We start from the raw sequence: 19,887 nt of genomic DNA on the forward strand, positions 1-19,887 counted from the left end.
TGCCCGTCTGAGCAAGATATAGTATTCTGGCGACTCATCTAGTGAAAGGATCCCCGATGCCGCTATCGCCTGAGCAACTGGCCGAGATCGATGCCCAGCGGACACAGACCGCGATGACGCGCCGGGTGGTCTCGCCAGGCATGGAGGAGCATCTCTACACGGCGCATCCGGTGCTGGACCATGGTTTTGTCCGCGTGATCGACTACATGGGCGATGATGCGGCGATATGCCAGGCGGCGCGGGTAAGCTATGGCAAGGGCACCAAGTCGGTCCAGAACGACGAGGGGCTGATCCGCTACCTGATGCGGCATTGGCATTCGACCCCGTTCGAGATGTGCGAGATCAAACTGCATGTGAAACTGCCCGTCTTTGTCGCGCGGCAGTGGATCCGGCACCGGACCGCCAATGTGAACGAGTATTCAGCCCGCTACTCGATCCTCGACCGCGAATTCTATATTCCGGCGCCTGAGCATGTGGCGGCGCAATCGGCGGTCAACAACCAGGGGCGCGGCGACACGCTGGAGGGGGCCGAGGCGGCACGTGTGCTGGAGATCCTGAAGGCCGACAGCGCCCGCTGCTATGACAATTACGAGGCGATGATCGGCCAGGACGGCCAGCAGGGGCTGGCACGCGAACTCGCGCGGATGAACCTGCCGGCGAACATCTATACCCAGTGGTATTGGAAGGTGGATCTGCATAACTTGTTTCATTTTCTGCGGTTGCGCGCCGATGCTCATGCCCAGTACGAGATCCGGGTCTATGCCGAAACCATGTGCCGGATCGTGGCTGACTGGGTGCCTTTTGCCTACAAGGCATTCGAGGACTACCGGCTGGGCGCCGTGAACCTGTCGGCGCAGATGGTCGATTGCCTGCGCCGGATGCTGGCGGGCGAAGCGGTCACGCAGGAAACCTCGGGATTGTCCGCGCGGGAATGGCGCGAGTTTCAGGAGGTTATCGGGCGATCCTGATCGCCGGCTCCATCGGCATCTTGGTATATACGGTGTATATGCAAGCTGTCATGAATGCGTTACACTGGTGTCATGAAACACCTGATTGCATTCTGCTGGTTTCTGGTCTGCTCGGGCATGGCCTGGGCGACAAGCCCGATCGCCGAGATCCTCTGCGAACCGACCGAGGTCTTGCATGACAGGCTGAACCACCGGTTTGCCAGCGAAAGAACAGCCACCGGTCTGCGCGGCCCGGAACAGATCATGGAGGTCTGGACCGATAGCCGCGGAGACTGGACCATGGTGGTAACCTACGCCACCGGTTTGTCCTGCATCGTCGCCATGGGAGAGGCATGGACACCGGCGCCGCCGCGTGACCCGGCCTGAAAGCAGCCGGAAACCTTTGCATCGAAGGTGGCTTGTGACGTCAGGCGATACTTGAGCTTCAGGTGTTCCCGGAAAATTCTATGCGGAATACATTGTCACCCCTGCGGCGGCCAAGCGAGTCGGCCGCCGACTGGGTATCATGTCTTGGTTTTCGGCTATAGCGGCTTGATATCCGAAGCCATTTGACGGCCGTCACGGCCATCCTGCAATTCGAACGATACTTTCTGGTTGTCTGCCAATCCTGTCAGACCAGACCGTTCGACGGCAGAAATATGAACAAAAACATCCTTGCCCCCGCCGTCAGGGGCAATAAAACCGTAACCTTTAGTTGCGTTAAACCATTTCACGGTGCCGGTAGGCATGTCCCGTGTCTCCTTCTAACGTTCAAGTCTTCCCCGATTATGCGGGGCTATGGGCGGGCGACCGTCTGCGATCCGGCTCGTCCCCTGCGCGCAAGGAAAGAGATGCAAGGCTGGCGGTTCCGGCCTCAAGATTGCATGGTACCTGCAAAAATCAAGAAAAAGGCACTGTGCGCGGGTATTTTTGCACGATATTTGGGCGATCGGAGTGGAGGGGTCATGCTGATCTATGGGTTGAAAAATTGCGATACATGCCGCAAGGCGTTGAAGTCATTGCCAAATGCGCGTCTGGTCGATGTCAGGGCCGAAGCCTTGGACCGAGTGACGCTCCAACGCGCCTGGGCGCGCTTTGGCGCCGAACTCCTGAATACCCGGTCAACGACCTGGCGCGGGCTGGACGCGGACGAACGGTCGCGCGACCCGCTGGAGTTGATCGCCGAACACCCGGCCCTTATGAAACGTCCCCTGATCGAGGCCGAGGGGGAATTTCACCTTGGCTGGACTCCCGAGACACGACGCGCCCTTGGCGTGGACTGAGTGGGGCCTTATGTGAACGCCGTATCGGAATGGAGGTCATGGAATGCGCAATGCGGCGCTGGTGCTGGGAATCATAGCCGGGCTGATCGGAATGATCGTGGGCTTTGTCAGCTTTGGCTATGTCGAAGCGGTTGAATACTTCGGCGAGATCGAGGGCGTCGCCGAACAGGTGGCCAATACCGATCTGGTTCAGATGACCTCGGTCATCGCGCCGATGCTGGCGATTGCGGGCGGTGCGATGGCGCGCGCGCGGGCCCTGTGGGGCGGGCTGCTGCTGCTGGTCTCGGCGGCGGGCATGTACCATGCCTTTGGCTTCAATGTGTTCACCATGTTCCCCATCGCCTTTGCCGGGGTCGCGGGTGTCCTGGCGGTGGCCGCCGGCAAGCCGGACGAAGAAAAGGCGCATTTCTGAATGAAAAAGGCCCGCATGAATCGCGGGCCGAAAGCGGCGTCAGGCCGTGGCGACGTTTTGCGCCCTGCTGCGCAACAGGGCGTCGACCGACAGGACGCCCGCGCCCCGGATCACCAGGATGCCGAGGGTGAAGACCCAGAACAGGCGCTGATCCATGATCACGCTGCTGGGTTGGTTGTCAAACCACGCGCCCAATGTGGCCAGATCGGTCGCGCCGTGGCCATAGATGTCCGTCAGTGACTGGACCACGACAAAGCCGATCATGCCGAGCGCGGCCAGCCGGGTGAACAAGCCGATGACGATGAGAAGCGGCAGGAGGAATTCGGCATAGGTGCCGGCCATGACTATGGCCCAGTGGGAGAGGCCCAGTTGCGAGACGTCGTAGCCGACCGCCTCGAGCTGCTTGGGGAAGATCTGGCTGTAGGCGCCGATCGAGGGGCTGAACAGGCCGAAGAGCCCGTCGCCCAGCTTGGTCAGGCCCGAATTCCAGTAATAGACCAGCAGCACGGCGGCGAACACGAAGCGCGCCAGCAGCGGCAACAGCCAGGTTCCGGCGGTTTCGACAAGGCCAAAGACCTTGTCATGGATCGAGACGAGTGGGTTCATGGTCTTGTCCTTCCTCTGTGAGTGAGGTGAGGGCGCCGCCCTGGAGGAGCAGGGCCAATGTGGCGCCCAGGTCGAAATCGGATGTCGTTTCGGCGGCAGCTTCGAATGCAGCTCCGATGCTGGCGCCTGCTTGCAGGGCCTCGATCCAGTCGGCGCCGCCGGGGGGCAGCGGTTGCGGGATCGGGTCGTATTCGGGCCGGGTGATCAGCACATCCTGACCGCCCGGTTCCGGTTTCGGCGCGCCTTCTTCGGTATTGAACCGCCAGATCGCGTGGATCGGCCAGGGAGAGCGCACGACCTGCATGGCCGGGGCAAAGGACAGGTGTGCGGCCATCAGCGCATCCGGGTCGATGGCCAGCGCCTGCGGGTCGAGCGGGGAGCTGTCGGCGGCGTGATAGGCATGGCGTATGGCCAGTTCCAGCCGCGCTACATCGGGCAGGTAACCCAGGTGCGACAGTTGCTCCATCCCCGCGAGAAACTCGGGAAACGCCGCGCCATAGAACATCATCAGCGGCGACGAGGGCGGGTGGAGGCGCAGGAAGATACCCGCGAGCCCGTCCATGTTCTGCGCGCCCAGCAACTTGGTGATGACTGGAAAGGCCTGGTGCATCGCCTCGGTCAGCGACACGGCCACGTTGTTGCGATAGACGTTGAACCGGCGGCCTGCGGGATGTGCATCGGCATCGCGCAAACCCTCCGGGATCGCCCGGCCCGGATCAAGCAGAGCGGCATGGAATTCATCCTGTGTCACTGTCATGCCGGTAAGCGCTCCAGCGCGGTTCGGGCGCGCGCGGCCTCGGCCCGCAGGATGGGCCAGTCGGGCACGTCGGTATCCCATTCGATCAGGATCGGATTGGGGCCGGAGCGGTCAAGCACGTAGTCCAGCAGGGACCAGACTGGGTCCACCACCTCGCGCCCATGGCTGTCGATCAACAGCGGGCGGCCGTGGTCGTCGTGATCCTCGTCATGACCGCCGAGGTGGATCTCTCCAACATGGTCGAGCGGGTAGGCATCGATATATCCTTGCGGCGAGAAATCCAGGTTGGTGGCCGAGACAAAGACATTGTTCACGTCCAGGAGAAGGCCGCAGCCGGTGCGCCGGGCGATCTCGCGCAGGAAATCGGGCTCGGACCAGGTGCTTTCGGCGAAAGCGAGGTAGGAAGAGGGGTTCTCCAGCAGCATCCGGCGGCCGACCACCTCTTGCACCTGGTCGATGTGGCCGCAGACGCGGGTCAGCGTGGCATCGGTATAAGGCAGCGGAAGCAGGTCGTTCAGGAAATGGCTGTCATGCGTGGACCAGGCCAGGTGTTCGGAAAAACTGGCCGGGTTCAGCCAGCCGACAAGGTGTTTCAGACGGGCCAGGTGATCGGCATCCAGCGGGGTTTCTCCGCCGATCGACAGGCCGACACCGTGAACGGAAATGGGGAATCGTTCGGACAGGTGCCGCAACTGGGCAATCGGCCGACCGCCCGCACCCATGTAATTCTCGGCGTGAATTTCCAACCAGCGGACGGGGCCGGGCGTGTCCAGGATTTCGGCGAAATGCTGCGGTTTGTAGCCGACGCCCGGCAGGGGCGGCAGGCCGCTTGGGGCGCGCGAACCATCGGGCATGAGAGGCTCCTTTCGGCAATCCCGGCGAGGCATTGAGAAGGGCGGGCCGGTGGGCAGCCCGCCCCCGTACTTTTCGGACCTTACGCGGGCATGTCGCGCGTCAGCGCATCCAGCGAACCCTTGCGCGGGGTGCCGTCAGCCTGAGCGGGCAGTTCGATGTTCTCGCAGGTGCCGGCATCGACCAGCGTCCATGCATTGCCCTGATAATCCACGGTCGAGGTACCGGCGCAGGTGGTGCCTGGGCCAGCAGCGCAGTCGTTCTTGCCTGCCAGCGCTACGCCGTAGCATTTTTCCTTGGCCTGTGCGCTTGCGGTGGTGGCCGTGGTGGCGGCGAGCGCTGCGGCAACGGCGCCAGCGACGGCCAGGGTCTTTGCGGTGTTCGACATCTCGTTCATCCTTTGTGATCTTGTGATGTGTCGTTCTTGGACAGGTCAAAGGTAATGCACCCATGGCGCCGTTTGAATTCACGACCCCGTGTCTCACATTCCTGTCAGCAAGTGTTGGAAAGTATCGCCGGAAATCAAAGGGATTCTTCGGTGTCGTCCCGATAAAATGTTTCAGGCCGGCCCGCGGGATGCGGTCCGGCCTGAAGGTGTTTCGTGACAATTGTTACAGCAGGTCGGGCGGTGTCGCGGCGCGTGCCAGATCCCTTGTAACATCCGCGAGCGGCTGCACCCGGGTTTCCTTTTCGCCCAGGCGGCGGACGCTGACGGTGCGCTCCTCGACCTCGCGCTGGCCGACGGCGAGGATCACCGGCACCTTGCCCACCGAGTGCTCGCGGACCTTGTAGTTGATCTTCTCGTTGCGGGTATCGGCCTCGGCGCGGACGCCTGCGGCGCGCAGTCCGGCCACGACCTCGTGCACGTAATCGTCCGCCTCGGATATGATCGAGGCTACGACCACCTGGCGCGGTGCGAGCCAGAACGGCAGCTTGCCGGCGTGTTCCTCGATCAGGATCCCGATGAAGCGTTCGAACGAGCCCAGCGTTGCCCGGTGCAGCATCACCGGCCGGTGCTTGGCCCCGTCGGCGCCGATATAGGTGGCGTCCAGCCGTTCGGGCAGCACGAAATCGACCTGGAAGGTGCCGCATTGCCAGTCGCGACCGATGGCGTCGGTCAGCACGAATTCCAGTTTCGGCCCGTAGAAGGCCCCTTCGCCGGGGTTCATTTCGGGCTCGATCCCGGCGGCGCGGGTGGCCGACAGCAGGGCGGTTTCGGCCTTGTCCCAGACCGCGTCCGAGCCGGCGCGGGTCTCGGGCCGGTCCGAGAACTTGACCTTGAAGCTCTCGAACCCGAGGTCCTTGTAGATCGCGCTGAGGAAGCGGATGAATTCGGCCGTTTCGCTTTCGATCTGTTCCTCGGTCGAGAAGATATGCGCGTCGTCCTGGGTGAATCCGCGCACCCGCATGATCCCGTGCAGCGCGCCCGAGGGCTCATAGCGGTTGCACGACCCGAACTCGGCCATCCGTAGCGGCAGGTCGCGGTAGGATTTCAGTCCGACCTTGAAGATTTCCACGTGGCACGGGCAGTTCATCGGCTTGAGCGCATTCACCGCCTTTTCGCGGGCGTGCTCCTCGTCCACCTCGACGATGAACATGTTCTCCTGATATTTCTCCCAGTGGCCCGAGCGTTCCCACAGCTTGCGGTCGACGACCTGCGGCGTGTTCACCTCGACATAGCCGCCGCGGCGCTGCTGGCGGCGCATGTAGTCCTGCAGCGTGGTGTAGATGGTCCAGCCGTTGGGGTGCCAGAACACCTGGCCCGGCGCTTCTTCCTGCATGTGGAAGAGATCCATCTCGCGGCCCAGCTTGCGGTGGTCGCGCTTGGCGGCCTCTTCCAGCATGTGCAGATATGCCTTCAGCTTTTCCTTGTTGGTGAAGGCGACGCCATAGATGCGTTGCAGCATCGGGCGACTCGAGTCGCCCCGCCAATAGGCGCCGGCGATGGACATCAGTTTGAACGCGTCGCCCGGAACCTGGCCGGTATGTTGCAGATGCGGACCGCGGCAGAGATCCTGCCAGTGTCCGTGCCAGTACATGCGGATCGGCTCGTGGCCCGGAATGGCCTCGATCAACTCGACCTTGTAGGGTTCGCCCGAGGCCTTGTAGAATTCTATCGCGCGCTCGCGATCCCAGACCTCGGTGGTGACCGGGTCGCGGCGGTTGATGATCTCCTTCATCTTCTTCTCGATCTGACCGAGGTCTTCGGGGGTGAAGGGCTCGGCCCGGTCAAAGTCGTAATACCAGCCGTTCTCGATGACGGGGCCGATGGTGACCTTGGTGGCGGGCCAGATTTCCTGCACGGCGCGGGCCATGATATGCGCAAGGTCATGGCGCACCAGTTCGTTGGCCTGCGCCTCGTCGGCCATGGTGTGAATGGCGATGGCGGCATCCTGCGCGATGGGCCATTGCAGGTCCCAGTGCTTGCCGTCGACGGTGGCCGAAATGGCCTTTTTCGCCAGCGAGGTCGAGATGTCGGCGGCGACCTGCGCGGGCGTTACGCCTGCGTCGTAGGATCGTGCATTGCCATCGGGGAAGGTGAGAGAGATCTGGGCCATGACTGGCGGCTCCTCGTCGGTTTGGCGCCCACTGAACGCCCGGTTGCGGGTTATGGTGTGCGCCCGATTTGGCAGGTGGGCTGCGGCCTGTCAAGCGATCACAGGACAGCGGGCGGCGCGCCGTGGCGCCGGGCCGTATGGGCTTCCCGTTTGCTACGGGAAGATGTCGGGCGGGCGGCTTGCCTTCGGGGCGGTGACATGCAGGATGGTGGTGGACTGACCGGCCCTGTCGCCTGCGACCGTGGCGGGTTGGCCAACGCCGCAGCTGGAGAACCGAATGAGCGCCACCATCTTTCTGGATACGCCGCAGGGCCGCAGGCTGGCCTATCACCTGACGCCGGGGGCGGGACCCTGCATCGTGTTCCTTGGTGGACTGAAATCCGACATGGAGGGCACCAAGGCGGTGCATCTCGAAGCCTGGGCGCGGGGGCGGGGGTACGGATTTCTCCGGTTTGACTATTCGGGGCATGGCGAAAGCTCGGGCATTTTCGACGAGGGCGCCATCGGCGACTGGCATCAGGACACGCTGGCGGTGATCGACGAGCTCACCGAAGGCCCGCTGATCGTGGTCGGATCGTCGATGGGCGGCTGGCAGGCGCTGTTGCTGGCGCGGGCGCGGCCCGAGCGGATCGCTGGTATGGTGACCATCGCCGCCGCGCCGGATTTCACCGAAGACGGCTGGTGGGCCGGTTTCGACGGGGCGCAGAAGGTGCAGCTGATGGCTGTCGGGCGGGTGGAATTGCCGTCGGATTACATGGAGCCCTATGTCGTCACCCGCCGGATGGTCGAGGACGGGCGCGACCATCTGGTGCTGCGCACGCCGCTCGACCTGCCGTTTCCGGTCCGTTTCCTGCAAGGCACCGCCGACACGGCGGTCTCGGTCGAAACGGCCATCCGGCTCTTACAGCATGCGACGGGCCCCGACATGCGGCTGTTGCTCGTCAAGGATGCCGATCACCGGTTCTCGGATGAGACTTGCCTGAAGATCATCGAAGATGCGGTGATTGTCGTTCGGGGGCATGGCTGATGCGGCGCCCGGGCCGGTTCCTCGGGCGCGTTCTGGCGCTCTTGCTGCTGGCGGGCGGGCTGGTCTGGTGGCTTGGACCTTATGAAAAGGTCGACCTGGCCGCAGGGTTCGAACCGCGCAGGTTCGGCGAAGGGGTGCAGGTCTATTTCGAAAGTGTCGAGTCGCGGTTTTCCGACATCACGCCCGGTGTTGAAAAACGGGTAATCTGGGCGCCGGGCGGATACGAGCGGCGGACGCCCTATTCGGTGGTCTACCTGCACGGGTTCTCGGCCACCTCCGAGGAGATCCGCCCGGTTCCCGACCGTATCGCCGGGGCGCTGGATGCGAACCTGGTCTATACCCGGTTGCAGGGGCACGGGCGCGGCAGCGCGGCGATGACCGAAGGCACCGCATCGGGCTGGATGCGGGATGCGGCCGAGGCGCTGGCGGCGGGCCGGGCTGTCGGCGAAAAGGTGATCGTCCTGTCCACCTCGACCGGCGGCACGCTGGCGGCGGCGGCGGCGCTTGATCCGGAAATGTCGGCGGATGTGGTGGCGATGATCCTGGTCTCGCCCAATTTCGGGGTGAACGATCCGCTGGCCTTTGTGCCGAGCTTGCCGGGCGCGCGGTACTGGCTGCCGCTGGTCATGGGGGGCGAACGGGATGTCAGCAGCCCCGATCCGGCAAAGAACACCTATTGGACCAGCCGCTATTCCTGGGAGGCTGTCGTGCCGATGGCGGCGCTGGTCAAGGCGGTGGTGGGGCTTGATTTTTCCCTGGCGCAAATTCCGGCGCTGTTCTGGTTCTCGCCTGACGACAAGGTGGTGCGCCCCGACCTGACCCGCCAGGTGGCGGCGCGCTGGGGCGGGCCGGTCGAGGTACGGAACGTGACCATGGGTCCGGGGGACGACCCGTCCTCGCATGTGGTGGCGGGCGATATCATGTCCCCGGGCCAGACCGACGCGGCGGTGGCCGGCATGCTGGACTGGCTGAAGGCACAGGGGATCGAATGATGGAGCAACGTGTCAGCCTGATCACCATCGGGGTGGCCGACCTGGAGGCGGCGGCGGCGTTTTACGAAGCGCTGGGCTGGCAGCGCGTGGAAACACCCGAGGGCATTGTCGTGTTCGATCTGATCGGGCAGGCGCTGGGGCTCTATCCGCTGGCTGCGCTGGCCGCCGACATCGGCGTGCCGCAGGAGCGGTTGGGACATGGCGCGGTGACGCTGAGCCATAATCTGTCCAGCCCGGAGGCGGTCGACGCGCTGCTGGAACGGGCTGGGTCGGCGGGGGCCGACATCCTGAGATCCGGGCACGAGGTGTTCTGGGGCGGCTACATCGGCTATTTCCGCGCGCCGGACGGCAGTATCTGGGAGATCGCGCACAACCCGTTCTCGGCGCTGGGGCCGAACGGCGAATTCCGCTGGAACGGCTACGGTTGATGCGCCGTCCGGGCAGCATGTGGAGCCTGGAGACGCTGGGTCGGGTGCGCCTGTCGCGGCATTTCTTCATGCGCGATTTCCTGTACTCCGAGATCGGAAATTTCCACGAGAAACAGAATATCCCTGACGACCCCGATCTGGCGATCGAGACCGGGCGGGCGTTCTGCGAAGCACTGATGGATCCGCTGGAAGAGACCTTTGGCCGCATCGCGGTACGCTCGGGCTATCGCTCGGCCACGCTGAACCAGTTCGGCAATGAAAACCGGCTGAACTGTGCCCGCAACGATCACCCACTGGAGTGCCACATCTGGGACAGGGGCCGGGGAGAGGCGCGCGTTGCCGGAGCCTCGATCATAATTCCGTGGTTTGCCGACCGGTATGCGCAGGGACGGGACTGGCGCGATCTTGCGTGGTGGCTGCACGATCATCTGGACTATTCCGAGATCTGGTTCTTTCCCCGGCTCTGCGCTTTCAACCTGGTGTGGCGTCCGACGCCCCTGCGGCGGATCGACAGCTATATCGCGTCGCGCGGGCGGCTGGTTGTCGCAGGACATACGCCGCTGGTGCCTTTGGCCGAACGGCAAGCGGCCTATGCCGATTTCCCGCCCTTCCGTGGCATTCGATACCCCTGACGGGACTTGCCCGGCCCGCCGAAACTGCTCATTGTGCCGGTGGTTTACGAGAGTGGCGGAAGGGATGACAATGACCGAACCTCTGGTTCTGTTGCCGGGCATGGCCTGTGATGTGCGGCTGTTCGAGCATCAGATTCGCCATTTGTCGCAGGATCGTGCCGTCACCTTCTGCCCGATCACCCAGTCCGACCGCATCGAGGATATTGCCCGGGCGATCCTGCCGCAATTGCCCGCCCGTTTTGCGCTGGCCGGGCTCAGCATGGGGGGCATCGTGGCGATGGAACTGATGCGGCGTGCGCCCGAGCGGATCAGCCGGCTGTGCCTGATGTCCACCGACGCGACGACCGATACGCCGCAGATGGCCGCCGCGCGCGAGCCGCTGATGATCAGCGCGCGGGTGGGCAAACTGGACCAGGCGCTGGCCCAGATGATGCGCCCCGAAACGCTGGCGCCAGGGCCGGGGCGGATGGCGGTTCTGGATCTGCTGCGCGACATGGGCGTCGGGCTGGGACCCGATGTCTTCGTGCGCCAGATGAAAGCGTTGCAGCGGCGGCCCGATCAGCAGGGGACCCTGCGCAAGATCAAGGTCCCGACGCTGATCCTGTGCGGCGCGCATGACCGGATGACCTCGGTCAGGAGGCATGGTTTTCTGGCAGAACTGATCGCAGGGGCCGAACTTCGGGTGATCGAGGATGCGGGCCATCTGCCGACGCTGGAGACGCCCGAGACAGTGACCGAGTATCTGCGCGCCTGGCTGACGGCCTGAGGGCTCAGCGATAGAGTGCTTGCCGCTCTTCTTTCGTCAGGATACGGGCTTCGGCAACCGGTTTACCAGTTGCGGTGTCGAAGAAAGCGGTCTCGCGCCAGCGGCCCGATAGTCGCGCGGCCAGCATGCGCGAAAACAGGCCATAGACGGCCGGCGCGATGTTGACATGCTTGTGGCCGCCGCCGGGCTGCGGCACGAAGGCCCTGGTCCTGACCGGTCCCAGGGCCGCGATGTCGGCAAGACGGCGGGTGTTGAACCCGGCAAAGGGGGTCTTGGGGGATTTCAGGGTGGTTGCGATCGGAGTGTTGCAGCAATTGGCGTACCAGCGGAGCAAACCCTTGGGCGACAGGCGCATCAATGCAAGATGCTGGCGGCCTTTCTCGATCACGATCCCATCTGGGCTGAGCTGGAAGATGTCGACCGGTCCGGGTGCGGGGTCCGGTTGGCCGAAGAACACCTCACCTGCCCGGCAATCGGCGCAGTAGCAGACCACATGCGTTCCCGATTGCACCGCTGCCGGTGTCAGGTGTCCTTCGAGCGCCCCGCACGCGCAGGCGAATGCCAGCGGCCGGGCGGGGCGTCTGGGCATTCTCAGGCGGCCGAGTTCGTGTTGGCGGCCTTGACCTGACGAGCCTTGCGCGCGTTGGTGTTCATGAAGTCGATCACCAGCGGGCGGATATTGTCGCGCCAGCTGCGGCCGGCGAAGATGCCGTAATGGCCGGCGCCGGGCTCAAGGTGGCTGGCCTTCATGCTGTCGGGCAGGCTTGTGCACAGGCCGAGCGCGGCGATGCACTGGCCGGGGGCCGAGATATCGTCATTGGCGCCTTCGACGGTCATGACCGCGACATCGGTGATCTTGGAAATGTCGACCTTGTGACCGGCCACGATGAACTTGTTCTTGGCGATCTCGCGCTTCTTGAACACCCGCTCGACGGTCGAGAGGTAGAATTCCGCTGTCATGTCCATGACTGCAAGGTATTCGTCGTAGAACCGGTTGTGCGCGTCGTGGTCCGACGCCTCGTCTCGCATCACGCGATAGATCTGCTCCGAAAAGGCCTTGGAATGGCGGTCGGCGTTCATCGACATGAAGGAGGCGAGCTGCAACAGGCCGGGATAGACCATGCGCCCAACACCCTTGTACTTGAAGCCGACGCGCTGGATCATCGACTGTTCCAGCTGGCCCATGGTGACGCGGCGGCCGAAATCGGTCACTTCGGTCGGGGTTGCGTCGGGATCAACGGGGCCGCCGATCAGGGTCAGGGTGCTGGGCTGCGCCTTTGGGTCTAGTTCGGCCAGATAGGCGGTGGCGGCCAGCGTCAGCGGTGCCGGCTGGCAGACAGCGACTACATGAGTGTCCGGGCCCAGTTCGCGCATGAAATCAACGAGGTACAGTGTATAATCCTCGACGTCGAACTTACCGGCTGACACCGGGATGTCGCGGGCATTGTGCCAGTCGGTGATATAGACCTCGCAATTGACCAGCAGGCTCTTGACCGTCGAACGCAGCAGTGTTGCGTAGTGCCCCGACATCGGTGCCACGATCAGAACCTTGCGGGGCTGGGTCTTGCGGCCGGCAACATTGAAATGGACCAGGTCGCCGAAATCGCGTTCCACCACCGTGGTGATCTCGACCAGGTGATCCTTGCCGTCCTCGCAGGTGAAAGTGCGGATACCCCAGTCAGGCTTGACGACCATGCGCTGGAAGGTGCGCTCGGTCACCTCGCCCCAGGCGGCCAGCCAGTTGAATGCGGGGTTTGGAGTCATCGAAAAGGCGGGGTAAGACGCCATTGCGCTGGCAGTTGCCCCAAGCCATTGGTTGGTGTTTCGAAGGGTTTCCATCAAGTCGTAGGTCATCATATAGCGCATGAAATGGGCCTCCTAAGCCACACCCATAGAGTTCGGACCATTCGTCGCTTTGCCCCCCGACGCCCACGACGCTATTCTGCATGGCAGCAAGGTTAAGGGGGATTCCTTAAAATGACAACAAGTGACGGTGAAGCGCCGGAATTGACTGGCGAGCATTTCGAACAGCTCAAGGAAAATATGGGGAAAGTCGAAGAACTGTCCAAACGGCTGGTCGAGATCATGGCCGGAAAGAAGCCACATACCCCGGCCCTGGACGCTCCGAATCAAGAGCTTTTTGCACGGGCAGCAACGGCCTATTGGACCGAGGCCTGGCAGAATCCCGCCAAGCTGCTGGAGCAGCAACTGGAGTTCTGGGGCAAGTCGGTGATGAATTTTGCCGAAGCCCAGCAGGCGTTGATGACCGGCGAGGTCGAGGACGGCGAAGATGCTCCCAAGGATCGACGCTTTGCTCACCCCATGTGGGAAACCAACCCGTATTTCCGGTTCATCCGGCAGCAATATCAGACGAACGCGGCCGCGCTGGCGCAGGCCGTCGCCTCGGTCGAGGACCTGCCCGACAAGGACCGCAGGCGTCTGCGATATTTTTCGCAACAGATCATCGACCTGATGGCGCCGACCAATTTCCTCGGCACCAACCCCGATGCGCTGGAACGTGCGGTGGAAACCGAAGGACGGTCGCTGCTCAAGGGGCTGGAGAACCTCATCAAGGATCTCGAGGCCAATGATGGCCAGCTGGTGGTCAAGCTGGCGGATGAAAGCGCGTTCGAGATCGGTGGAAACATCGCCACCACGCCGGGTGACGTTGTGTATCGCAACCGGATGATGGAGCTGATCCAGTACAAGCCGGTCACCGAAACGGTCTATGAAACGCCGATCGTGTTGTTCCCGCCCTGGATCAACAAATTCTACATCCTCGATCTGAAGGCGCAGAACAGCTTCATCAAATGGGTGACCGAACAGGGCTACACGATCTTTGTCGTCAGCTGGGTCAATCCGGATGCCAGCTATGCCGATGTGGGTTTGGAGGATTACGTTCAGGACGGTTTCCTGACCGCAATCGACGAGGTCAAGAAGATCTGCAAGGTCAAGCAGGTCAACGCTGTCGGCTACTGCATCGCCGGCACGACGCTGAGCCTGACGCTGTCGCTGATGAAACAGACCGGCGACAAGTCGGTGAAATCGGCGACCTTCTTCACCGCGCTGACCGATTTCTCGGATCAGGGCGAGTTCACCCCCTTCCTGCAGGACGATTTCATCGACGGGATCGAGGAGCAGGTGGACAAGGACGGCGTGCTGCGGTCCTGGATCATGGCGCGCACCTTTTCGTACCTGCGGTCCAACGACCTGATCTATACTCCGGCCATTCGCAGCTACATGCTGGGAGAGACCCCGCCGGCCTTTGACCTGCTCTATTGGAACGGGGACGGGGCGAATCTGCCCGGCAAGATGGCCAAACAGTATCTGCGCGGCCTGTGCCAGCGCAACGAATTCGCCGGTGACGGGTTCGAACTTATGGGCCACAAGCTGCATCTGCGCGATGTGGATGTGCCGTTGATGGCGATCACCTGCGAAACGGACCATATCGCCGCCTGGAAGGACTGTTATCGCGGTGTCCAGAGGATGGGGTCGAAATCCAAGACCTTCGTGGTTTCGGAATCCGGTCATATTGCCGGCATCGTCAACCCGCCGTCCAAGAAGAAGTATGGCCATTACACCAACCCTGACCTGAACGCCGATGCTGATACCTGGTTGGCGGAGGCGGATTTCAACGAAGGCTCGTGGTGGCCGATGTGGGACGCCTGGATGCAAAAGCGCTCGGGCAAGCAGGTGCCGGCCCGCGATACTGGCGATTCGGAACATCCGCGCCTGTGTCCGGCACCGGGAACCTATGTCGTGGCAAAGGCAAGCGCTTGATTTTATTGGTGTCATGAAAATTTATTCTGCAGCGCAGCAAAAAATGCTTGAAATGCTGCGCTGCAGAAAGCATATTCCTCTCAAGCCGATGGAACTGGGGTGGGCCCGGACCCGGCAAAGAGGATTGAGATTATGGCAAAGGCACAAGATTTTTCCGCCATCATGAAAGACATGATGGGTGCATTCCCGGTTGACACCAAGGCAATGGAAGACGCGTTCAAGTCGACTGCAGCCCTGAACGAGAAGCTGTCGGGCGTTGCCTTGGAAGCCGCCGAGAAGTCGGCCGAGATCTCGAGCAAGTGGACCAAGGAAACCCTGGCCAAGCTGTCCGAGATGTCGAAAGCAAAGGCTGAGCCGGCAGATTATGCGAAGGCGATGACCGATTTCGCAAGCGCATCGGCCGAAGTCGCCGCCGAGAACATGGCCGCCTTCGCTGAAGTGGCCAAGAAAGTGCAGATGGATACCGTCGAGCTGCTGATGGCTGCAGGCAAGGACATCACCGAAGATGCAACCGCCGCCGTCAAGAAGGCCACCAACGAGGTGACCGCCGCTGCAAAGAAAGCCGCAGCTGCAAAATAAGCGAAAGCGCGGGGCGCACCCTCTCTCCTCCCCCCTTGGTGCGTAACCGCTGGGCAGGTCGAAAGACCTGCCCTTTCTCTTTTCTTTTGTGCTGCACTCGCATAGGCTTTGCCGCAACGCCAAAAAATGGGGAGGGTTCGCCGTGGGCGATGGAGACAAGCCGCTGCTGATCAAGCGTTACGCCAGCCGGCGACTGTACAACACCGAAACCAGCGATTACGTAACGCTGGAAGATATCGCCGGCTTCATCCGTGCGGGTCGCGAGGTGCAGATCGTCGATCTGAAGACGGGGGATGACCTGACGCGGCAATATCTCCTCCAGATCATTGCAGAGCACGAAAGCCGGGGCGAGAACGTGCTGCCGGTGAACGTGCTCAACGATCTGGTGCGCAGCTACATGGTGCCCGGCGGGGGCATGATGCCCCAGTTCCTGCAAAGCTCCTTTGACATGTTGCGCGAAAGCCAATCCAAGCTGATGGAGAACATGAACGCGATGAACCCCATGTCGCAGATGCCTGGGTTCGAGGCGCTCAAGGCCCAGCAGGAGGCTTTCATCCGCGCAATGACCGGCGGTCTGAGCGGCACCTGGAGCGGGCCGGGTCGCAAGCAGGATGAGGGCGAGAAGTCTGGCGGGGGAGAGGATCTCGACGAGATCAAGAAGCAACTGGCCGAGTTGCAGAAGAAACTGTCCAAGCTGAGTTGAGCTCCGGGCCTGAGGCGCGGGTTCGGGGACGGGAGTGCAGCAGGGAGCGCGTTCGCGCGGGCCCAAAAGGGAAGGGGGCGCTGCCCCCCATCACCGCACGCGGTGATTCCCCCGGAGTATTTGCGAAAAGATGAAGCCGCCAGCGCGGCTTCAGGTGCCGTAGGCCCGGGCGGGGCCGGTGACCTCGGTCATTGCAGCCAGAAGGATATCGGCGACCACGTCCAGTTCCGAACGGCTCAGGCGTACAGGCAGGCGCACGTCGCAGGCGCGCATCAGCATGGCGCGGGTCTGGGGCAGGTCGGGCACATCGCCCAGGAACTGCCAGTTCCAGAAGGCGCGGGCGTTGTCCTCGCTCAGGCCGAACACCTGCACCTTGACCCCGCGCCGCTCGGCGGCGGCGGCAAAGGCACGGGTTTCGGCCTCGTCCAGCCCGACCAGGTTGAACTGGATCGAATCCGGCGCGCGCCGTTCCGGCGCCAGCGGCGCGGGAACCTCGATGAAGGGCGAGGCATTGAGGCGGCTCGCCACATAATCGTGGTTGATCAGCCCGTCGCGCACCCGCCGCGCCAGTTCGGGGATTTGCGGGCGGATCACCGCGGCGCTCAGGTTCGACATGCGCAGATTGTAGAGCGGCAACTTGTTCTGCCAGCGGGCAAAGGCCTCGGCCAGTTCCGGCGAGTTCTGCCCCTCCGGCCCTTTGTGTTTCTTCCAGTTATGCTCGTACGCGCCCGACATGATCACCGCGCGGGCCACCAGATCGGCATCGTCGGTCACCAGGATGCCGCCTTCGCCGGCGTTGATCATCTTGTAGGACTGGAACGAGAAACAGCCGACCCGACCGATTGTACCGATGTTGCGCCCAGCCCAGGTGGTGCCGAGCGAATGCGCCGCGTCCTCTATGACCGGGACGCCGCGCGCATCGCACAGCGCCATGATGCCGTCCATGTCCGAGGTATGGCCGCGCATGTGGCTGATCATGACAGCCTGGACACTATCCAGTTTGGCCGCGAAATCCGCCATGTCGATGCGATAGTTCGCGCCGACCTCGCACAGCACGGGCACGCAATCGGCATGCACGACCGAGGAGGGCACGGCGGCGAAAGTGAAGCCGGGGATCAGTACCCGCGCGTCACGCGGAAGGCCCAGCGCCTTGAGCGACAGGAACAGCGCCGCCGAACAGGACGAGACCGCCAGCGCGTATTTTGCCCCGAGGAGTTCGGCAAACTCCGCCTCGAGCAGCGCCACCGGCGCATCCTGCGGCGCGGTGTAGCGGAACAGGTCGCCCGATTGCATCAGCGCGTCGATTGCTTCGCGCGCGGCGGCGGGAATGGGTTCGGCGTCATGTACGTTGGGCGGTAGTGTCATATTTGAGATTCCCGAATTCAACCTTTCAGAAATGTAAAACAGTTGTGTAACGGAACCAAGAAAATCCTGAACAGCCATACAAAAAACCGCCGATCGGGCAAAAAAAAACGGGAAGGGCAAGCCCTTCCCGCATCACAGGGAGAACAGTCGGCGGCTGATCAGACGTTCAGCAGCAGATGTTCGCGTTCCCAGGGCGAGATCACCTGCAGGAACTCGTTGTATTCGGCGCGTTTGACGATGCTGTACACGCGGGCGAACTCGGGCCCGAGCACATCATGCAGATCCTTGGCCTCCTCGAACATGTCTAGCGCATCGCCCATCACCTGAGGGATATCGCCGTCGCCCTCATAGGCGTCGCCGCGGAACTGCTTGCGCGGGCGCTTCTCTTCCATCAGGCCGAGGAAACCGCAGGCCAGCGAGACTGCGATGCCGAGGTATGGGTTGCAGTCCATGCCCGCGAGGCGGTTCTCGATCCGGCGCGCCGACGGGCCGGACAGCGGCACGCGGATGCCGGTGGTGCGGTTGTCGCGGCCCCATTCCAGGTTGATCGGGGCGGCGTGGTCCTTCACGTAGCGGCGGTAGGAGTTCACATAGGGCGCCATCACCGCCAGCCCCGAGGGCATGTGGTTCTGCAACCCGGCGATGAAGTGATAGAACGCTTCGGTTTCGCCGCCCGCCGGCCCGGTAAAGATGTTCTCGCCGGTCTTCAGGTCCACGATCGAATGGTGGATGTGCATGGCGCTGCCGGGCTCATCCTCGATCGGCTTGGCCATGAAAGTGGCAAAGCAGTTGTGGCGCAGCGCCGCCTCGCGGATCAGGCGCTTGAAATAGAACACCTCGTCGGCCAGCTTGACCGGGCTGCCGTGGCGCAGGTTGATTTCCAGCTGTCCGGCGCCGCCTTCCTGGGTGATGCCGTCGATCTCGAACCCCTGCGCCTCGGCAAAGTCGTAGATGTCGTCGATGACGGGACCGAATTCGTCGACCGCGGTCATCGAATAGGCCTGCCGCGCGGCGGCGGGGCGGCCCGACCGGCCCATCATCGGTTCGATCTCCTTGGCCGGATCCAGGTTGCGGGCCACGAGATAGAATTCCATCTCGGGCGCCACGACCGGCTTCCAGCCCTGCGCATGATACAGCGAGACCACATGTTTCAGCACGTTGCGCGGGCTGAACGGGATCGGGTCGCCGTCGCGGTCATAGGCGTCATGGATCACCTGAAGCGTCCAGTCGCCGGTCCAGGGGGCGGCGGTGGCGGTCGAGTAATCGGGGCGCAGGATCATGTCGCGCTCGATGAAGCCCTCTTCGCCCGCCGCATCGCCCCAGTCGCCGGTGATGGTCTGGTAGAAGATGCTGTCGGGCAGGTGGAAATAGTCCTGCCGGGCGAACTTGCTGGCGGGCACGGCCTTGCCGCGGGCGATGCCCGGCAGGTCCGAGATGATGCATTCCACCTCGTCCAGGCGGCGGTTTTCCAGGTATGCCTTTGCGGCATCGGGAAGATGTTCAGTCCAGTCGGCCATGTCAGGCCCTCGCTTTCTTGTAGAATTCCACCATCTGCTCAGCGATGGCGGGGCTGTCCAGCGCCGTGTCCAGCCTGCGGGTTGCGTCGTTCAGCACCGTATCGGGTATAACGCCGCGTCCGCGGGTGCGGATCAGCCCTTCTATGAAGGTATTATCATATTCAGGATGCGCCTGAATGGTCCAGATAGTGTCGCCATAGGCGACCATCGCGTTCTGGCAGAACGCGTTGGAGCCCAGGACACGGGCACCTTCGGGCAGGGCTGTCACTTGATCCTGATGCCAGGCGTTCACGGTGACGCACTCGCCGTCGAGATCATATTCGGTGGGGCCGACAGCCCATCCGCCCTTGAACTTCTCCACCTTGCCGCCCAAGGCCTGGGCGATGATCTGGTGGCCGAAACAGACCCCGATCAGCGGTTGGCCCTGGTCGCGGATCTCGCGGATCAGCGCCTCGAGCGGGGGGATCCAGGGGTGGTCTTCGTAAGCCCCGTGACGCGAGCCGGTGATCAGCCAGCCGTCGGCCGCGCCGGCGCTGTCGGGGAACTGCCCGTCCACCACTGCATAGGTCGCGAATTCAAAGTTCTGGCGGCCAAGAAGACGTTCGAAGAATGCGTCATAATCGCCGGTCGCGTCGATCAGCGCGTCCGGGGCGTGGCCGGTCAGAAGAATGCCAATTTTCATG

Annotated in this window: 23 protein-coding genes; 12 read left to right on the plus strand and 11 right to left on the minus strand. The window is 62.9% G+C overall.

What is annotated here, in order from left to right; genetic code table 11:
* Positions 1-56 precede the first annotated feature (56 nt).
* Together thyX and BLT75_RS09480 are read left to right on the plus strand one after the other, a co-directional pair.
* Complete coding sequence (gene thyX / locus BLT75_RS09475; protein WP_093030118.1) at positions 57-968, plus strand: FAD-dependent thymidylate synthase; 912 nt, start codon at positions 57-59, stop codon at positions 966-968.
* Between the two features lie 54 nt (positions 969-1,022).
* On the plus strand, positions 1,023-1,334 hold the full coding sequence (locus tag BLT75_RS09480) for a hypothetical protein (RefSeq protein ID WP_245706449.1): 312 nt from the start codon (positions 1,023-1,025) through the stop codon (positions 1,332-1,334).
* 155 nt (positions 1,335-1,489) lie between these two features.
* Here the strand turns inward: BLT75_RS09480 and BLT75_RS09485 are convergent, their stop codons facing one another.
* Complete coding sequence (locus tag BLT75_RS09485) at positions 1,490-1,696, minus strand: cold-shock protein (protein ID WP_093030120.1); 207 nt, start codon at positions 1,694-1,696, stop codon at positions 1,490-1,492.
* A 216-nt stretch (positions 1,697-1,912) separates the two neighbouring features.
* Between BLT75_RS09485 and BLT75_RS09490 the strand changes: the two genes are divergently transcribed.
* Both BLT75_RS09490 and BLT75_RS09495 read left to right on the plus strand, forming a co-directional pair.
* Complete coding sequence (locus BLT75_RS09490) at positions 1,913-2,230, plus strand: arsenate reductase family protein (protein WP_093030122.1); 318 nt, start codon at positions 1,913-1,915, stop codon at positions 2,228-2,230.
* Between the two features lie 43 nt (positions 2,231-2,273).
* Positions 2,274-2,642, plus strand: coding sequence for a hypothetical protein (locus BLT75_RS09495; RefSeq protein ID WP_093030124.1), 369 nt, complete (start codon positions 2,274-2,276; stop codon positions 2,640-2,642).
* A 39-nt stretch (positions 2,643-2,681) separates the two neighbouring features.
* Here BLT75_RS09495 and BLT75_RS09500 read toward each other — a convergent pair whose 3' ends face one another.
* From BLT75_RS09500 to thrS, 5 genes are all read right to left on the minus strand, one after another.
* Positions 2,682-3,248 carry a DoxX family protein gene (locus BLT75_RS09500; protein WP_093030126.1) on the minus strand — a complete coding sequence of 189 codons (567 nt, stop codon included), beginning with the start codon at positions 3,246-3,248 and terminating at the stop codon, positions 2,682-2,684.
* Positions 3,223-4,005 (minus strand): HvfC/BufC N-terminal domain-containing protein, encoded by a 783-nt coding sequence (locus BLT75_RS09505; RefSeq protein ID WP_093030128.1) that lies wholly within the window; start codon positions 4,003-4,005, stop codon positions 3,223-3,225. Before BLT75_RS09505 ends, BLT75_RS09500 begins: the two co-directional genes overlap by 26 nt.
* Positions 4,002-4,859, minus strand: a complete 858-nt coding sequence (gene bufB, locus BLT75_RS09510) for an MNIO family bufferin maturase (RefSeq protein WP_093030130.1) — start codon at positions 4,857-4,859, stop codon at positions 4,002-4,004. The genes BLT75_RS09505 and bufB overlap by 4 nt, the downstream gene beginning before the upstream one ends.
* An 80-nt stretch (positions 4,860-4,939) precedes the next feature.
* Positions 4,940-5,245 carry a BufA1 family periplasmic bufferin-type metallophore gene (locus tag BLT75_RS09515; protein ID WP_093030543.1) on the minus strand — a complete coding sequence of 102 codons (306 nt, stop codon included), beginning with the start codon at positions 5,243-5,245 and terminating at the stop codon, positions 4,940-4,942.
* Between the two features lie 223 nt (positions 5,246-5,468).
* Positions 5,469-7,415 carry a threonine--tRNA ligase gene (gene thrS / locus BLT75_RS09520; protein ID WP_093030132.1) on the minus strand — a complete coding sequence of 649 codons (1,947 nt, stop codon included), beginning with the start codon at positions 7,413-7,415 and terminating at the stop codon, positions 5,469-5,471.
* A gap of 277 nt (positions 7,416-7,692) precedes the next feature.
* Between thrS and BLT75_RS09525 the strand changes: the two genes are divergently transcribed.
* The 5 genes from BLT75_RS09525 to BLT75_RS09545 all read left to right on the plus strand — a co-directional run bounded on the left by BLT75_RS09525 (position 7,693) and on the right by BLT75_RS09545 (position 11,260).
* Complete coding sequence (locus tag BLT75_RS09525) at positions 7,693-8,442, plus strand: alpha/beta fold hydrolase (protein WP_093030134.1); 750 nt, start codon at positions 7,693-7,695, stop codon at positions 8,440-8,442.
* Positions 8,442-9,434, plus strand: a complete 993-nt coding sequence (locus BLT75_RS09530) for an alpha/beta hydrolase (RefSeq protein WP_093030136.1) — start codon at positions 8,442-8,444, stop codon at positions 9,432-9,434. Before BLT75_RS09525 ends, BLT75_RS09530 begins: the two co-directional genes overlap by 1 nt.
* Complete coding sequence (locus BLT75_RS09535; protein ID WP_093030138.1) at positions 9,434-9,862, plus strand: VOC family protein; 429 nt, start codon at positions 9,434-9,436, stop codon at positions 9,860-9,862. The genes BLT75_RS09530 and BLT75_RS09535 overlap by 1 nt, the downstream gene beginning before the upstream one ends.
* A gap of 17 nt (positions 9,863-9,879) precedes the next feature.
* Positions 9,880-10,494 carry a hypothetical protein gene (locus BLT75_RS09540; protein ID WP_093030546.1) on the plus strand — a complete coding sequence of 205 codons (615 nt, stop codon included), beginning with the start codon at positions 9,880-9,882 and terminating at the stop codon, positions 10,492-10,494.
* Positions 10,495-10,564: 70 nt separating this feature from the next.
* Positions 10,565-11,260 (plus strand): alpha/beta fold hydrolase, encoded by a 696-nt coding sequence (locus tag BLT75_RS09545; RefSeq protein WP_093030549.1) that lies wholly within the window; start codon positions 10,565-10,567, stop codon positions 11,258-11,260.
* A gap of 4 nt (positions 11,261-11,264) precedes the next feature.
* Here BLT75_RS09545 and BLT75_RS09550 read toward each other — a convergent pair whose 3' ends face one another.
* Together BLT75_RS09550 and phaZ are read right to left on the minus strand one after the other, a co-directional pair.
* Positions 11,265-11,849: a DUF6151 family protein gene (locus BLT75_RS09550; RefSeq protein ID WP_093030140.1), complete on the minus strand. Its 585-nt coding sequence runs from the start codon at positions 11,847-11,849 to the stop codon at positions 11,265-11,267.
* Positions 11,850-11,851: 2 nt separating this feature from the next.
* A complete protein-coding gene (gene phaZ, locus BLT75_RS09555; RefSeq protein ID WP_093030142.1) occupies positions 11,852-13,126 on the minus strand; it encodes a polyhydroxyalkanoate depolymerase in 1,275 nt (424 codons plus the stop codon).
* Between the two features lie 111 nt (positions 13,127-13,237).
* Between phaZ and BLT75_RS09560 the strand changes: the two genes are divergently transcribed.
* The 3 genes from BLT75_RS09560 (at position 13,238) to phaR (ending at position 16,322) form a co-directional block, all read left to right on the plus strand.
* Positions 13,238-15,040: a PHA/PHB synthase family protein gene (locus BLT75_RS09560; RefSeq protein WP_093030144.1), complete on the plus strand. Its 1,803-nt coding sequence runs from the start codon at positions 13,238-13,240 to the stop codon at positions 15,038-15,040.
* 132 nt (positions 15,041-15,172) lie between these two features.
* The gene (locus BLT75_RS09565) at positions 15,173-15,619 is read left to right on the plus strand and encodes a phasin, PhaP (RefSeq protein WP_093030146.1); all 447 of its coding nucleotides are present in this window, start codon (positions 15,173-15,175) and stop codon (positions 15,617-15,619) included.
* Between the two features lie 142 nt (positions 15,620-15,761).
* Positions 15,762-16,322: a polyhydroxyalkanoate synthesis repressor PhaR gene (gene phaR / locus BLT75_RS09570; RefSeq protein WP_093030148.1), complete on the plus strand. Its 561-nt coding sequence runs from the start codon at positions 15,762-15,764 to the stop codon at positions 16,320-16,322.
* A gap of 150 nt (positions 16,323-16,472) precedes the next feature.
* Here the strand turns inward: phaR and BLT75_RS09575 are convergent, their stop codons facing one another.
* From BLT75_RS09575 to BLT75_RS09585, 3 genes are all read right to left on the minus strand, one after another.
* Positions 16,473-17,687, minus strand: coding sequence for a DegT/DnrJ/EryC1/StrS family aminotransferase (locus BLT75_RS09575; RefSeq protein ID WP_093030151.1), 1,215 nt, complete (start codon positions 17,685-17,687; stop codon positions 16,473-16,475).
* 158 nt (positions 17,688-17,845) lie between these two features.
* Positions 17,846-19,204, minus strand: coding sequence for a glutamine synthetase family protein (locus tag BLT75_RS09580; protein ID WP_093030154.1), 1,359 nt, complete (start codon positions 19,202-19,204; stop codon positions 17,846-17,848).
* A 1-nt stretch (position 19,205) separates the two neighbouring features.
* Positions 19,206-19,886 (minus strand): type 1 glutamine amidotransferase, encoded by a 681-nt coding sequence (locus tag BLT75_RS09585; RefSeq protein WP_093030157.1) that lies wholly within the window; start codon positions 19,884-19,886, stop codon positions 19,206-19,208.
* Position 19,887 lies beyond the last annotated feature (1 nt).

Source organism: Ruegeria marina (genome assembly GCF_900101475.1).
Classification (GTDB): domain Bacteria; phylum Pseudomonadota; class Alphaproteobacteria; order Rhodobacterales; family Rhodobacteraceae; genus Ruegeria_B; species Ruegeria_B marina.